Annotated in this window: 11 protein-coding genes; 1 reads left to right on the top strand and 10 read right to left on the bottom strand. The window is 35.1% G+C overall.

Going from position 1 to position 15,091, the window contains the following annotated elements; genetic code table 11:
- The first annotated feature begins 200 nt into the window (after nucleotides 1-200).
- Nucleotides 201-650, top strand: coding sequence for an AraC family transcriptional regulator (locus tag ABE048_RS17175; RefSeq protein ID WP_430312495.1), 450 nt, complete (start codon nucleotides 201-203; stop codon nucleotides 648-650).
- Between the two features lie 342 nt (nucleotides 651-992).
- Here ABE048_RS17175 and ABE048_RS17170 read toward each other — a convergent pair whose 3' ends face one another.
- The 10 genes from ABE048_RS17170 to ABE048_RS17125 all read right to left on the bottom strand — a co-directional run bounded on the left by ABE048_RS17170 (nucleotide 993) and on the right by ABE048_RS17125 (nucleotide 14,672).
- Nucleotides 993-2,939, bottom strand: a complete 1,947-nt coding sequence (locus tag ABE048_RS17170) for a M14 family zinc carboxypeptidase (RefSeq protein ID WP_430312494.1) — start codon at nucleotides 2,937-2,939, stop codon at nucleotides 993-995.
- 258 nt (nucleotides 2,940-3,197) lie between these two features.
- Nucleotides 3,198-5,903 (bottom strand): aconitate hydratase AcnA, encoded by a 2,706-nt coding sequence (gene acnA / locus ABE048_RS17165; RefSeq protein WP_430312493.1) that lies wholly within the window; start codon nucleotides 5,901-5,903, stop codon nucleotides 3,198-3,200.
- Nucleotides 5,904-6,043: 140 nt separating this feature from the next.
- Nucleotides 6,044-6,433, bottom strand: coding sequence for a thiol-disulfide oxidoreductase DCC family protein (locus ABE048_RS17160; RefSeq protein WP_430312492.1), 390 nt, complete (start codon nucleotides 6,431-6,433; stop codon nucleotides 6,044-6,046).
- A 113-nt stretch (nucleotides 6,434-6,546) separates the two neighbouring features.
- Complete coding sequence (locus tag ABE048_RS17155; protein WP_430312491.1) at nucleotides 6,547-7,257, bottom strand: LutC/YkgG family protein; 711 nt, start codon at nucleotides 7,255-7,257, stop codon at nucleotides 6,547-6,549.
- Nucleotides 7,254-8,690, bottom strand: a complete 1,437-nt coding sequence (locus ABE048_RS17150) for a LutB/LldF family L-lactate oxidation iron-sulfur protein (protein WP_430312490.1) — start codon at nucleotides 8,688-8,690, stop codon at nucleotides 7,254-7,256. The genes ABE048_RS17155 and ABE048_RS17150 overlap by 4 nt, the downstream gene beginning before the upstream one ends.
- 17 nt (nucleotides 8,691-8,707) lie before the next feature.
- Nucleotides 8,708-9,424, bottom strand: a complete 717-nt coding sequence (locus ABE048_RS17145; protein WP_430312489.1) for a (Fe-S)-binding protein — start codon at nucleotides 9,422-9,424, stop codon at nucleotides 8,708-8,710.
- A 196-nt stretch (nucleotides 9,425-9,620) separates the two neighbouring features.
- Nucleotides 9,621-11,117, bottom strand: a complete 1,497-nt coding sequence (locus ABE048_RS17140) for an amino acid permease (protein ID WP_430312488.1) — start codon at nucleotides 11,115-11,117, stop codon at nucleotides 9,621-9,623.
- 686 nt (nucleotides 11,118-11,803) lie between these two features.
- Nucleotides 11,804-12,514 (bottom strand): LutC/YkgG family protein, encoded by a 711-nt coding sequence (locus ABE048_RS17135; RefSeq protein WP_430312487.1) that lies wholly within the window; start codon nucleotides 12,512-12,514, stop codon nucleotides 11,804-11,806.
- Entirely contained in the window at nucleotides 12,511-13,941 is a 1,431-nt protein-coding gene (locus tag ABE048_RS17130; protein WP_430312486.1) for a LutB/LldF family L-lactate oxidation iron-sulfur protein, read from the bottom strand. Before ABE048_RS17130 ends, ABE048_RS17135 begins: the two co-directional genes overlap by 4 nt.
- Nucleotides 13,942-13,955: 14 nt before the next feature.
- Nucleotides 13,956-14,672, bottom strand: a complete 717-nt coding sequence (locus tag ABE048_RS17125; RefSeq protein ID WP_430312485.1) for a (Fe-S)-binding protein — start codon at nucleotides 14,670-14,672, stop codon at nucleotides 13,956-13,958.
- Nucleotides 14,673-15,091 lie beyond the last annotated feature (419 nt).

The following is a 15,091-nucleotide window of genomic DNA, read 5'->3' as shown; positions in this document are numbered from 1 at the left end:
GAGTCGCCATCTTCCGCTTCTTATACAGTATTCTAATTGATATAGCACATACTGTTTCCTCATTTATTGTTCGAGTTTTATATCAAATCTTTGAATTATGAAATTGACTCAAGTATCTTCTTTTAAGAATATTCTTTTAAATAATAGATTGAAATACATTTTAAATCGCATTACCTTGTCTAAGAAAGGAGGTTTAAAATATGAAAATAACTATTGAAGAATTACCTGAATCAAGGATTGCTTATCTTCGGAGCGTTGGAGAATATGGTGGAAAGCAAAACAAAGAACTAATGGAGTCCTTTAAAAAGTGGGCACGGTTGAATGGTGTATTTGATAATTCTACAATTTTAGGTATACCACAAGATAACACTGAGGTTACGCCTAAAGAGGAATGTCGTTATGATGTTTGCGTTATTATAACTAAAGATTTTAATGTAGCTAAACCAGCTCAAGTTGGTAAATTTTCTGGCGGAAAATTTGCTGTTTTCTTGCTTGATCATACAAAAGAGGCAATCAGTGAATTTTGGCGTAATATTTTTTCTGAAATAGAAAAAAATAATCTATCAATAAGAGAACAACCAATTGTAGAAAGATATACTTCACAAATGATTGATAATCATTTATGCGAAATATTAGTTCCTATTCAGTAACAGAAGCATGGGAATTCCCCACCTTTTGTTCACGTAATGCTCATTATAAGCATGCTAGAGTTGATTTCCAGGTCTAATATGAAATTTTGATATTTAATTTAGAATAAAGTTTGATTAAAGTTTAATCAAATTCTCGTTAACAGATAAATAAAAAGAATCTATTTTGAAGTGATCAAAGTGGATTCTTACCTTCCTAAACTTTAAGCCTATTCATAGAGAATAATTTTAAGTTATGTCTTAAATTTAAGTATCTATAAAAAAACTCACCCCTAAGTGATACTAAACGGGTGAGTTTTTAAACTTTTTGATTAAAGTTCTGAATAAAGATGTTTATACAAAAGTTTATCTTCTACATGCTTCATTTGCACCGAATAAGCCGATGGATTTGTTTTTGTTCCAAACACTACTCCAATAACGATGTGGTACTGGTCCATTGCCAGCATAAGGAGCAATTTCTATCGTTAATCCAGGTTTCTTTTGATTTAATATAAACCAGTCAGCAGATGATCCAGAGCCTCTGTAGTATAGTGGAGGAACAACTGTATAGCCTGTAATTTTCCCAACACTTTTAGCCAATTTTAAATCTCTCGTACGATTAGAGCCTTTTTGGAAATTAAACCAATACACAATTTGTCCTGATGAATGATAGGATAAATCTGTTTTAAAATGATGACGTTGTACAAATGATTTTAAAGCTTGTGCTTCAGGTTCAGAAAATGCACTTGTTCCTTTATAATTCATATAGGATTTAGGTGTATATGCGACATATTTCCATAATCCATCGAAATTACGGTTTAAGTCAACACCTCGACCATTCGCCTTCCAACGATTAAAATTATTGCTTCCATGATTATATTTTTTGAGATTTGCTCTGTATTTACTATCCATCGAATTAATGCCCTTTTGTACTAACGTAACACCATCAGGATTCATCATAGGCACAAACCATATACTTGTTTTATCTAAAACACGCTTTACATTATATCCAGCATAATTTGTTCCTTTTCGATAGGAAACTGTATACTGATCGATCATTTCCATTAAAACATTCGTCGTCATATGCTCCCGTCCATGTATAGCAGCATCCATTAAGATTTCTTTCTTTCCATTCCCTACTCGTAAAGCATAGATAGAGCGTCCTTGTACTGATTCTCCAATCTTTTCAACTTCAGTAAATTCAGGATATAGCTGTGCAATTACTCGAAGGTAATAGTTGTACATCCCGTATGTAATGTTCTTTGTTGGGTCAACCATATTGGAATGGTTAAAGTATTCAAGATTAACATAACCTGATTTCCCCATATAATTAATGATTCCCTTGCTACCTTTTAAACCTTTTAGGGTAACAACTTGACCTTTATCAATTGTTCCCATTTTATTACCTTTAGAAGTATAAATAGAATTCGTTTTACTTACTGTTAGCTTAATGGGATAGGTGGATTCTATTAATGATCCAAGTGAAACAGGTTTTTCTGTAGGAATTGTTCCTTTTTTGGGGATTGCAAATGTTTGTCTTCCAACTTGAATAATATGATAGTTAGTTGTTGATTTAGCTACTTTTACCACTGCTCCGTTAACTAATGTACCTTTCGCTTTATACTTACCGCCATTTATTTCGTACATCTTAACTGAGTTTGTTGCAACTTCTACATTACTGTTTTTCTGATACTCAATATTTATATCACTAAAAGGAATATATCCTTTTACACCAGCAACTGATACTACATAATAATCTTGAACTACATCAATTACTTTAAATACAGTATCTTTTGTTCCTTCGACAAGAATTTTCGAATGATTATCCCTTTGTGAGTAAATGTTAAATTTACTTTTAGTTGTTATGGCTAGATTTCGCTTCTGAGTTAATTCTGAAGGGTTTTCTGTCGAAGCAATTAAGTTTTCCGATTTAATCCAATATGTATTTTCCCCAATTTGGATTTCAAAATAATCCTCATTTGAAGTTTTTGTTACATAATATGTATGATCATCTGATGGTAGTTTCAATTTTGTTGGTTGTAATGATTCCGGTGTAAAAAGTTCTGCATCTGAACTTATTTTAGCGGAATTATCAATAATCTGATTTTCATTTTCAGATGAAGTTGTATCACTTGTCTGAGTTTGATTATTATCTCCCTCTGAACTGTTTTCTAGAACTTGTTTTGTTACTTTGATTGCACTGTCTTTTCCACTGACTGTAGCCGCAAATACGTCATTAGAAAGTAAACTCATCGACAGCAAAAATCCCGTTGAATAGACAAGTAAGTGCTTAATTTTGTTTTGCATTTCCATTATTTATTAACACCTCATTTATTTACTAGTATAAATATACCATAAAATCCAGTACTTTGGTTTGATTTAAAATGAGATTGTGTTGTTTATCACCTGTTTCGCAACAGACAGAAGCTTTCCTTCCTCGAACAGATTTGTCCCTTAATTACCCTTACCTCTAGACTAGTACCCATAGTCGAACCACCCTCGAAAAACAAAAAAATACATGTGCACAAATTAATTGTGCACATGTATGAAAATGTTCATATGGCTATGAGCTTATTTTGCTAATTTGTTACGTAATACCATTTGTAGAATACCGCCGTTACGGTAGTAATCTACTTCTACTTCTGAGTCGAAACGAGCAAGTGCTTTGAATTCTTTTGTAGAACCATCTTTAGCAGTTGCAGTTACAGTTAAGATATCGCGAGGTTTAACGCCTTCACCAATTTTCACTGCAAATGTTTCTTCACCAGTAAGGCCTAGTGATTCAGCGTTAGCACCATCTACAAATTGTAGTGGAAGAACACCCATCATTACTAGGTTAGAACGGTGGATACGTTCGTATGATTCAGTGATAACTGTTTTAACACCTAGAAGGTTAGTACCTTTAGCTGCCCAGTCACGTGAAGAACCCATACCGTAATCTTTACCACCAAGTACTACTAAACCAGTGTTGTTTTCAGCATATTTCATTGCTGCATCATAGATGTATTCAACATCGCCTGTTGGCCAGTAAGTAGTGAAACCACCTTCTGTACCTGGAGCGATTTGGTTACGGATACGGATGTTAGCGAATGTACCACGCATCATAACTTCGTGGTTACCACGACGAGAACCGTAAGAGTTAAAGTTACGTGGTTCTACACCGTTTTCACGTAAGTATTTACCAGCAGGAGTATCTTTACCGATTGCACCTGCAGGAGAGATGTGGTCAGTTGTAATTGAGTCACCAAACTTAGCTAACACGCGTAAGCCAGAAAGTTCTTGAATATCCTCTGGTTTAGCAGATAAGTTTTGGAAGAATGGTGGGTTTTGGATGTAAGTTGATTTATCATCAAATTCATATAATGAATCAGTTGAAGTTTCAATTGCATTCCATTTTTCGTTAGCGTTGAATACTGTTTCATATTCTTTTTGGAATAATTCACGAGTAACAACTTTTGAAAGTACTGCGTTAACTTCTTCAGTTGTTGGCCAGATATCATCGAAGAATACATCTTTACCATCTTTGTCTTTACCGAATGAATCTTTACGTAGGTCAACATCTACAGTACCAGCTAATGCATAAGCAACAACCAATGGTGGTGAAGCTAAGTAGTTAGCTTTTACTAATGGGTGTACACGACCTTCGAAGTTACGGTTACCAGAAAGTACTGATGTTACGAATAAATCATTTGATTTGATTGCTTCTTCGATTTCAGGTAGTAATGGGCCTGAGTTACCGATACATGTAGTACAGCCGTAACCTACAGTGTTGAAACCAAGAGTATCAAGGTATTGTTGTAAACCAGAGTCTTGTAAGTAGCCAGTAACAACTTTAGATCCTGGAGCCAATGATGTTTTAACCCATTTAGGAACTGTTAAGCCTTTTTCAATCGCTTTTTTCGCAACAAGACCTGCAGCGATTAAAACGTATGGGTTTGAAGTATTTGTACATGAAGTGATTGCAGCGATACCAACAGCACCTGCTGGAATTTCTACATCGCCTTCAGCAAATTTAGCTGTTGCTGTTTTTGTGAATTCATCTTCAGTTAAACCGAAGCCTTGAACGCCAGCTGGAGCAACTACTACTTCGTGGTAGCGATTTTTCATGTTAGAAAGTGGAATCAAATCTTGTGGACGTTTTGGACCAGAAAGGTTTGGTTCGATATCGTTTAAGTTGATTTCTAATACATCTGTGTAAGTTGGTTCTAATTCTGGATCAAAGAACATGTTGTTTGCTTTTAAGTAAGCTTCTACAACTTGGATGTGTTCTTCTTCACGACCAGTTAAACGCATATAGTTAAGTGATTCTTCATCGATAGCAAAGTAACCACAAGTTGCACCATATTCAGGAGCCATGTTAGAGATTGTTGCACGGTCAGCTAATGGAAGTGCAGGTACGCCAGGTCCGAAGAACTCAACGAATTTACCTACAACACCTTTTTTACGTAACTCTTGAGTAACTTTAAGAGCTAAGTCAGTAGCTGTTGTACCACTTGGAAGTTTACCAGTAAGTTTTACACCGATAACTTCTGGGATTGGGAAGTATGAAGGTTGACCTAACATACCAGCTTCAGCTTCGATACCACCAACGCCCCAACCAAGAACGCCGATACCGTTGATCATAGTTGTATGAGAGTCAGTACCAACTACTGAGTCTGGGAATGTTTCGAATGTACCATCAGTATTTTCATTTACGTGAACTACTGGTGCTAGGTATTCTAAGTTAACTTGGTGCACGATACCAGTTGCTGGTGGAACTGCACGGAAGTTATCGAAAGCAGTTTGTGCCCATTTTAAGAAGTTATAACGTTCTGCGTTACGTTCGAATTCAAGATCCATGTTTGCTTGTAAAGCAGAAGAGTTACCGTATTTATCAACTTGTACTGAGTGGTCAATTACTAAGTCAACCGGAATAGCAGGGTTGATTTCGTTAGCGTCGCCGCCCATTTCTTTCATTGCTGTACGTAGAGATGTTAAGTCAACTACTACTGGTACACCAGTGAAATCTTGTAGTACTACGCGAGATGGTTTGAAAGGTACTTCAGCGTTTGCGTCTGCATCTTTACCCCATTTAGCTAAGTTGTCTACGTGATCTTCTTTGATTACGTAAGCGTCATATTGACGTAATACTGATTCTAATAATACTTTGATTGAATAAGGAAGGCGTGAAACTTGTGCTACGCCAGCTTCTTCGATCGCAGCTAAACGATAAAAGTTGTAAGTTTTACCGTTAACTTCGAAAGAAGAACGACTATTATGCAAGTTGTTGTTTGCCATTGTTCGGTTCCCCCTCTAAATAAACTAATGAAAAGGCTTTTTATAGAGCTACTTTTCTCCAAAACCTATAATAATCGATAAAGATACATAAGTAAATAACATTAATTTTATACATTGTGATAAGTAAAATTTATGACTCTTTAATTAAGAAAACGATTTCGAACATTTTCATCAGGAATTTTACATATTTTACTTGAATTCGTAAATTTATAACGATTTCTGGATATTATTCGGTAAAAAAAATCACGGATGGGTGATGGAATTACTTTAAAAATAAAAAAGAACAAAAAAGGAAAGTTTAAATTTTTTGTAATAAATAGAATCGCATTGGATTCTGTTAACATTTTTCCATCTTGATAAACAACAACCGAATCTAAATTTTGAGTTATATTTGCTGGTAATAACTTTGCTGCGACTTCTCCTTGTAGTGGTGCAAATTTTAAAATCGGTTTCTTTTCATGTTTTAGTACAAATTGCACCGACTTTTGGCAAAATCCACAGTCACCATCATAGAAAAGAATCGAATTCATAACATCCTCCTTTATTTTATATAGAAGAAACGCCAATTTCTCTTAATAGTACAGATAATTGAAATTATTATCAATAAAAATGCCCAGCTTAGGCTGGGCATTTTTTAGCTAAATTATTCATCTGTCAAGATAATATATGTTGCATGAATTGGGCCATGTACTCCAACAACTAATTTCATCTCAATATCAGCCGAGTTACTTGGACCAGATACGAAATCAATTGCTGATGGTAATGTTTCACCTGATTCTACACGTTCGTTTAATATTTCTGCTACTTGAGTCATACGCGGTACAATCGTACTTTTTTTGACAATAGCGATAAAACTTTTAGGTAAAAGACCAACAGATTTACCATGCTCCTTATCAGAAAATAGCACAACAGTTCCTGATTCTGCTAGCGCATATTCAGAAAAAGTTAGTCCAATATTGGCTTTTTCCGCATTTTTAATATTTTTTTCTCCTAAATCTTCCTTCCATTGTGAAATTTCATACCCTTTCCTTGGCCATTTTTCTTCATATAAAGAATTTAGTTTGTACTTATTAAAATGTGGATCTTGCCACATTGAAATTGGTCCACCACCATAATTTTCTACTACTTGTTCTAATGCTTGTGGTAATTCTTCAACAGTCGTTTTCACTACATCTGTATGAATGTTTTGACACTGCTTTTCAAGAATTTCTAACAAATCGTCTTGTGATAATCCTTCATATCCTTTTTTCTGTGGTGCGTATTTCCAATTACGCTGCGGCTTATCTGTTGTATTTACAGCACGACCTAAAGACTCCCCTATTGTTTCTAAAAATTCTTCACGATGTTGGATCATTTTTTGTCACTACCTTTCTCATGTTCCTTGAACCAATCTCTGAAACGCTCTTTTTTAGGTGCAGGGAAGTCACGAACTTCAGTCCATGCTTTTAATGGACCAGGTCCTTTTGAAATTTTTCCGTTTTTCGAAAGAGGAGCAACAACTCGTGAAGCAATTTTAGCTCCAGTAGCATATATTGAACTTGATGATCCACCGAGACTAAATGCTTTCATCAACATAGCTTCTGAAACTGGGGCCTTTCCTTCTTGTTCAACGATTCGTTCACGATGTTTTAATAGCAATTCATGTAATGGAATCTTTACTGGACATGCTTCGGAACATGCACCACATAAAGATGAAGCATATGGCAATTCTTTGAATTCATCATAACCGGCTAGTAATGGCGTTAAAACAGCGCCGATAGGTCCTGAATAGATAGAATTATAAGAATGTCCACCTATATGCCGGTATACTGGGCATACATTGACACAAGCACCGCAACGAATACATTGTAGGATAGATTGGAAATCTGTACCTAAAATACTTGAACGACCATTATCGACAATAACTAAATGAAAATCCTCAGGACCATCTGTTTCTCCTGGTTTACGAGGTCCAGTTATTACATTGACATAGCTTGGCAATTTTTGACCAACTGCACTTCTTGTTAGCATATTCACCAAAACTTCTAGTTCTTCAAATGTAGGTACTAGTCTTTCCATCCCCATGACTGTAATTTGAGTTTTTGGAATTGTTGTAACCAGCCCCGCATTTCCTTCATTCGTTACAAGACTAATGGAACCTGATTCCGTTATGGCAAAATTGCATCCCGTAATCCCAACATCCGCTGTTAGGAATTCATTGCGTAATGTAGTACGAACATGTCTTGCTAAATCTCCAGCTTCAGCTGAATTTTCTGGATTATATCCTAATTTATCAACAAACACTTCTTTCACTTGATGGGCATTTTTATGTAATGCCGGTGCGACTATATGTGAAGGTTTATCGTGATTATCAATTTGCAAAATATACTCACCTAAGTCAGTTTCCACGACTGTACATCCTGTTTCTTCCAATGCTTCATTTAAACTGATTTCTTCGGTTACCATTGATTTTGATTTAACTATTTTTTTTGCATTCTTTTTCTTCACGACTTCTTGAATATAATCTGTTGCATCTTTTGCTGTTTTTGCAAAAAATACATGTCCACCAGCTTTTTCAACGTTTTCAGCTAATTCATTTAAGTAATAATCTAAATGATTTAATACATGTTGACGAATTTCTTCTCCGTGTGAACGCCACTCTTCCCAATCACCTAATTCTTCTGCAGCAGCTATACGACCTGCACGAAGACGATCTTGAGCAGAAACAACTGAACCTCTCATAAATGAATTGCTTAAATTATCTTCGACGTTATCTTTAAATTTATGATTATTAAATTGAATAGACATTGAATTCCCTTCCTTCCCTAATGGTGATTCAGTACTTCTGCAATATGCATTACTTTGACATTTTCCCCACGTCTTTGCATACGGCCTCCAATGTTCATCAAACAGCCACCGTCTGCTCCTATTAAGTAATCTGCCCCAGTTTGTAACGTACTATCTACTTTTTCATCTACCATTTGTTCGGAAATATTGCCCATTTTCACAGAGAACGTTCCACCAAAGCCACAACAATTATAGCTTTTTGGCAAATCAATCAATTGTAGTCCTTCCACATGACTTAATAGTTTTTTGGGTGACTCAGATACACCTAAAAGTCTAGTCATATGGCATGATGGATGATATGTAGCGTTTCCCTCAAATTTCGCACCTACATCCTCTATTTTTAAGACATTTACGATAAAATCCGTTAATTCGTATGTTTTGGAAGCAACCTTTTTCGCTTTTTCAAAATAAATTGGATCCTCTTTAAACACTTTAGGGTATTCTTTGAACATAAACGCACAAGAACCAGATGGTGCTACTATCACTTCAGCATCCTCAAATGCTTCAATCATTTTTTTCATAGGTTCTTTTGCATCTTTTACATAGCCTGAGTTGTAAGCAGGTTGCCCACAACAAACTTGCCCTTTTGGAAAGATGACTTCACATCCCAATCTTTCTAATAGTTCAACTGTAGCTTTACCTACATCTGTTTGAAACATATCCACAATACATGTTGCAAATAATGAAACCTTCATTATAAATCCCCCTCAATAAAAGAAAGTTAGTTCTTCAGATGACTGAATATATAGTTTTTATACTACATTCAAAATTCTATATTTTCAAACTATTTTAATTGCACTATCTATACGTATTATTGAATACAAAAAGAAAGTGCGACAACTTATGGTCGCACTTTCTTTTATTTTTTGATGCATAGCTTTTTAATTACAATTATTTATCAAAGTCAAAATCAACTTCTTCTAATTTAACTAATTTCGTTTTCCTAAACATTTTATAACCAATCAGTAAAAATAAGAATAGTGGAATACCCAAGTATGCGGCTACAACACTTCCCCAATCCACTTTGTCTGCAAGAAATGCTTGGAAATTTTGAGCTAAAATAACGATAACACCACATGCGATCGCAAAAATTGGTCCAATTGGATACCATTTTGCACGATATGGTAATTCATCTAATGAATGACCTTGTGCCAAAAATGCTTTACGGAAACGATAATGACTGACAGAAATACCTAACCAGAAGATAAATCCTGTAATACCAATAGCGTTCATTAACCAAAGATAAACTGTACCATCGCCAAAGAATGAAGCTAAAAAGGCAAGTCCACCAATAGCACACGTGAAAATCATACTAGCAATAGGTACACCACGATTATTCAATTTTGCAAATATTCTTGGAGCTTGTCCTTCTCGAGCCATTGAATATAACATACGAGTAGATGCATATACGCTAGAATTACCTGCAGATAATACAGCTGTTAAAATAACTGCATTCATAAGTGAGGCAGCAAATGCAATTCCTGCCTTTTTCAAAATGAGAGTAAACGGACTAACCATTACACTATCATTTTGCAAATCTGGATTTGTATACGGAATTAGAAGTCCGATAACAAAAATTGCTAAAACATAAAATAGTAGAATTCTCCAAAACACACTATTCACAGCTTTTGGTACATTTTTGGCTGGATCTTCACTTTCACCAGCTGCAACACCAACAATTTCAGTTCCTTGGAAAGAAAATCCTGCTGCGATAAATACAATGAATACACCCATCATACCAGTTGGAAAAGGTGCGTCACCAACTGTGAAGTTTTTAAATCCTACTGCTTCTCCACCCATAATGCCGAAAATCATAAGTATACCAACAACAATAAAAATAACAATTGCACTTACTTTTATTAAAGAAAGCCAATATTCTCCTTCACCATACCCCTTTACTGATAAATAGTTTAGAAGGAAAATAATCGTTAAGAATGCACCACTCCATAACCAGGAAGGGCTATCTGGAAACCAAAATTTCATAATCATCGTAGATGCGGTCAATTCAGCTGCAATCGTCATTGCCCAGTTAAACCAATAAGTCCATCCTATAGCAAAACCAAATGCCGGATCTACAAACTTAGAAGCATATGTACTAAACGATCCACTTGTTGGCATATAAGCTGCCATTTCTCCTAAACTAGTCATAACAAAATAGACCATTGCCCCAACTATAGCATATGCTAGTAATGCACCACCTGGACCAGCCGTATGAATTGCCGCCCCACTACTAAGAAATAAACCGGTCCCAATTGCTCCCCCAATTGAAATCATCGTTAAATGACGGGATTTTAATTTCCGTTGTAAATGCTGTTGTTCTTGTTGATCAACATTACTTTGTTCATGTTGTTTAATAACAACATTTTGTTCCTCATGATGTACTGTCATTCTATTCATCCCCTTTGAAAACGCTAACATTATATTTTGTAAATTTAAATGTTCTATATTACTCCCCTTTGTCAGTAAGTAAAATAGTACACTTTCGAGCAAAATAGTATTTCGTTGTCGAATTTACAAAATAAATATATTAGAAATATAATTCATAATTGTCTGAAATGCAATGAGTTTTTAGAAATTTAGTACTTTTTTTAAAAAAATTAATACTTTTTATTTTCAAAAAAGGATGCCCAAAGTAAAATTAGTGCAAATAAATATCATTGAATTTGTACTTTTGAGTTTTGAATCTGTTGATTTCTGGTTAAATATGACGCTTTCTGCATGATGTGGAATTAGCTTCGATTTTAACTAGAGAGTGTTTAGTATGCTTGACTAGTGGAGAAATTTTCTTTGCCATCGCTTCGTCGGAATAAAAAGAATGCTCATACGGTTCCTCGTTGCAGAAAATTCTTGTAGCATGTGGTTTATCTTACCTACTTTCTCGTAGGATTCATCGCTAATTCCATATCAACAAAGATAGCTATTCAGGACTATGTTTGTATTCGATTTAATCACTACTGGTTATGTATTTTACTAATAATAAAGAGAAGAGACTTTCCCCTTCTCTTCTCATTCTCAATTATTAGGACATTAACCGAGCCCATTCAGTAACCAAATACCAACCTGGATCATGGGTACTATCTATCAGATATGATGATATAGGTTGCTTTTATAGGGCCATGAACACCAATAATTGGATTCATTTCAATATCTGCTGAATTACTAGGTCCTGAAATAAAGTTAATACAAGCAGGAATTCCTTCGCTATTTTTAACTTGTTGTGAAATAAATTGCGCTGCTTGTGTCATTCTGGGGACAATTGTACTTTGTGGAATAATTGCAATATACGATTTTGGGAGAAGGCTAACAGATCTACCTTTTCCCGAACTTGAAAATAATACGACTGTTCCAGTTTCAGCAAGTGCCATATCACTAAAAGTGATTCCCACATTCGAGCGTTCAGCTTGAGCTATATTAGCGGCACCAATATCTGGATTCCATTCGTTTACTACTACATTCGAAGAGGGCCACTCTTCTAGTATCAAAGATTGGAGTCCAAATTCAACAAATCGTTCATCCTTCCAAACTGAAACAGGACCACCACCATTTAATTCGACTCTATGTTTTAATTCATTTTTTAAATCGGCAACCTTCGATACTACATAATCAGTATGAATTGTATTACACTGACTTTTAAATAATTGAAGTAATTCATTCTGTGAAAGATCAATTAATGTAGAGGATTGAGGATTATGTTTCCATTTTAGCTCAGGCTTTTTCGAGGTATTGACATTTCTTCCAAGGGCTTTTGCAATATTATTTAAAAAAGGCTCACGCTGTTGAATCACTCTTTAAATCCCCCATCTCGATTGTCGAACCAGTCACGGAATCTTTCACTTTTAGGCATTAGAAATTCACGATTGGATGTCCATTCTTTTATTGGACCAGGACCTTTTGAGATAAATTTTTTATCTTTAATAAATGTATTAATAAAAGATGAAATCATTTTTGTGCTAGCGTTATAGATTGTATTTGATGAACCTCCTAATCCAAATGTCTTATACAATACTTCCTCTGGAAGAGGTACTTCACCTAATTCCTCAACTAACACCTGACGATGTTTATGGATTAATTCATGTAAAGGAATTTTAACTGGACATGCCTGAGTACAAGCGCCACACAATGAAGATGCATAAGGAAGGTCTTTAAAATCTTCATATCCACCCAATAATGGTGATAAAACAACCCCGATTGGTCCAGGATAAATCGAATTATAAGCATGACCACCAATATGACGGTAAACAGGACAAACATTAATACATGCCGCACATCGTATGCAGTTAAGAACAGATTGAAATTCTGTTCCTATTATTTTCGAACGACCATTATCAACAATCACAAGATGAAATTCATCTGGTCCATCTACATCTTCAGTACGCCGTGGCCCTGTAAGTATCGATACATAACTTGTAATATTTTGCCCAATAGCACTTCTGATCAATAAAGTAATAAGTACTTCAAGTTCCGCAAAAGTTGGGACTATTCGTTCCATACCCATAACGGTTATTTGCGTCCTCGGAATAGTTGTTGTTAAACGATCATTTCCTTCATTTGTAACAATACTAACAGAGCCTGATTCCGCAATAGCAAAATTACAACCAGTAATCCCTATATCCGCTGTAAAAAAATCATTTCTTTTCGTATCGCGTGCATGACGTGCAATTTCAGTTGGATCACTTGTTTTCGTATAGTTCAGTTTCTCCTCAAAAATTTTACGAATATCTTCTTTGCTCTTATGAAGTGCTGGCGTAATGATATGTGAAGGTGGATCATTATTATCCATTTGTAAAATGACTTCAGCTAAATCTGTCTCTACCACTTCAACTCCAATTGCTTCCAAATGCTTATTTAAGCCAATTTCTTCTGTTACCATTGATTTTGATTTAACAACCTTTTTAGCTTTCTTTTTCTTTGCTACATCTTGAATATATCGATTGGCATCTTCTGCAGTTTCAGCAAAGAAAACGTAACCACCTAGCTTTTCAACATTTTCAGTCAACTCATGCAAGTAATAATCTAGATTTTCAATCACATGTTTTCGTATTTCTTCTCCATGCGATCGCCATTCTTCCCAATTACCTAGTTCCTTAATGTTTTTTAACCTACTCAATCGTAGCCCGTCTTGTGCACCAGTCATTGAACTTCTCATAAATTGATCTTGCAAATTTGCTTTTACTTTATCTAAGAATTGATCGTTAGAAATCTTTATAGGCATTTTTACACTTCTTCCTAATGAGAATTTAATACTTCTGCTATATGCATTACTTTAATCGGAACTTTTCTTCGTTCCATTCTTCCAGCAATGTTCATCATACAACCACCTTCTGCAGCAACTAAAATATCGGCATTCGTTTCAATCACTGAATTTACCTTTTCATCAACCATTTGCTCTGATATTTCTGCCATCTTAGTAGAAAAAGTTCCACCAAAACCACAACAATTATATCGATATGGAAGTGGTTTAAGCTGAAGCCCCTCTACATTTGATAATAATTTAAATGGTGAATCCTTCACACCTAACAATCGAGTCATTTGGCAAGATGTATGATAAGTTGCAACCCCATTTAGCTTTGCTCCAACGTTTTCAAGTTTTAACACATTAACAATAAAATCAGTCAGTTCATATGTTTTTTGTGCTAAGGTTGTGGCCCGTTTCGCCCAATGTGGCTCATTACCCAAAATTTCAGGGTATTTTTTGAACATCAATGCACAAGAACCAGATGGCGTAACAACAACTTCGGAATCTTCAAATGTTTCAATCATATCTTTAATCATGGGCTTTGAGCTTTCTACATAACCAGCCGCATGAAAGGGTTGTCCACAGCATACTTGCTTCTTAGGAAAATCAATTTCACAACCCAGCCTTTCCAATAATTCTACAGTCGCTTTACCTACATCCGTTTCAAACATATCAACAACACATGTCACAAATAATGTAACTTTCACATGAACCAAGCTCCTTATATTCAATTGTTTCTATATGCAATTTTATAAAAATGAAGAACAATTAATATGTTCACTAAGCATGTAGTTGCTTTCATTATTTACAAATGGAAATTGTTTTAGTCATCTACATAATGCGAGGTATTCACCTTCACTTTTTATTTACATAAAAAAACTATCAAGAAATCTAATTTCATAGATTTACTCGATAGTTCTGTTCCGTTACAGACAGGCTCTTTCCGCGGGTTTAACTTCAATCTCCTCGTTAAATTTAGCATGCTTATTAGCATAGACTTAGTAGAACTACGTTGGGCACTTAAAAAGGAGAAAATATGAAATTTTATTATAAAAAATGTTGTCTAACTATCTTTGTTGATGTGGAATTAGCGCAGACTACTGCGGGAAAGCGAGACAGGTGAGAC

The sequence above is a fragment of the Rummeliibacillus pycnus genome (assembly GCF_050459865.1).
Classification (GTDB): domain Bacteria; phylum Bacillota; class Bacilli; order Bacillales_A; family Planococcaceae; genus Rummeliibacillus; species Rummeliibacillus pycnus_B.
Note: the sequence above shows the minus strand (reverse complement) of the source record. Positions and strands in the feature narration are given on the sequence as shown.

Excerpts from the sequence above, each read along its gene's own strand:
- acnA (WP_430312493.1), bottom strand. The coding sequence starts at position 5,903 with ATGGCAAACAACAACTTGCATAATAGTCGTTCTTCTTTCGAAGTTAAC.
- ABE048_RS17145 (WP_430312489.1), bottom strand. The coding sequence starts at position 9,424 with ATGAAGGTTTCATTATTTGCAACATGTATTGTGGATATGTTTCAAACA.
- ABE048_RS17150 (WP_430312490.1), bottom strand. The coding sequence starts at position 8,690 with ATGTCTATTCAATTTAATAATCATAAATTTAAAGATAACGTCGAAGAT.
- ABE048_RS17170 (WP_430312494.1), bottom strand. The coding sequence starts at position 2,939 with ATGGAAATGCAAAACAAAATTAAGCACTTACTTGTCTATTCAACGGGA.
- ABE048_RS17160 (WP_430312492.1), bottom strand. The coding sequence starts at position 6,433 with ATGAATTCGATTCTTTTCTATGATGGTGACTGTGGATTTTGCCAAAAG.
- ABE048_RS17175 (WP_430312495.1), top strand. The coding sequence starts at position 201 with ATGAAAATAACTATTGAAGAATTACCTGAATCAAGGATTGCTTATCTT.
- ABE048_RS17140 (WP_430312488.1), bottom strand. The coding sequence starts at position 11,117 with ATGACAGTACATCATGAGGAACAAAATGTTGTTATTAAACAACATGAA.
- ABE048_RS17130 (WP_430312486.1), bottom strand. The coding sequence starts at position 13,941 with ATGCCTATAAAGATTTCTAACGATCAATTCTTAGATAAAGTAAAAGCA.
- ABE048_RS17155 (WP_430312491.1), bottom strand. The coding sequence starts at position 7,257 with ATGATCCAACATCGTGAAGAATTTTTAGAAACAATAGGGGAGTCTTTA.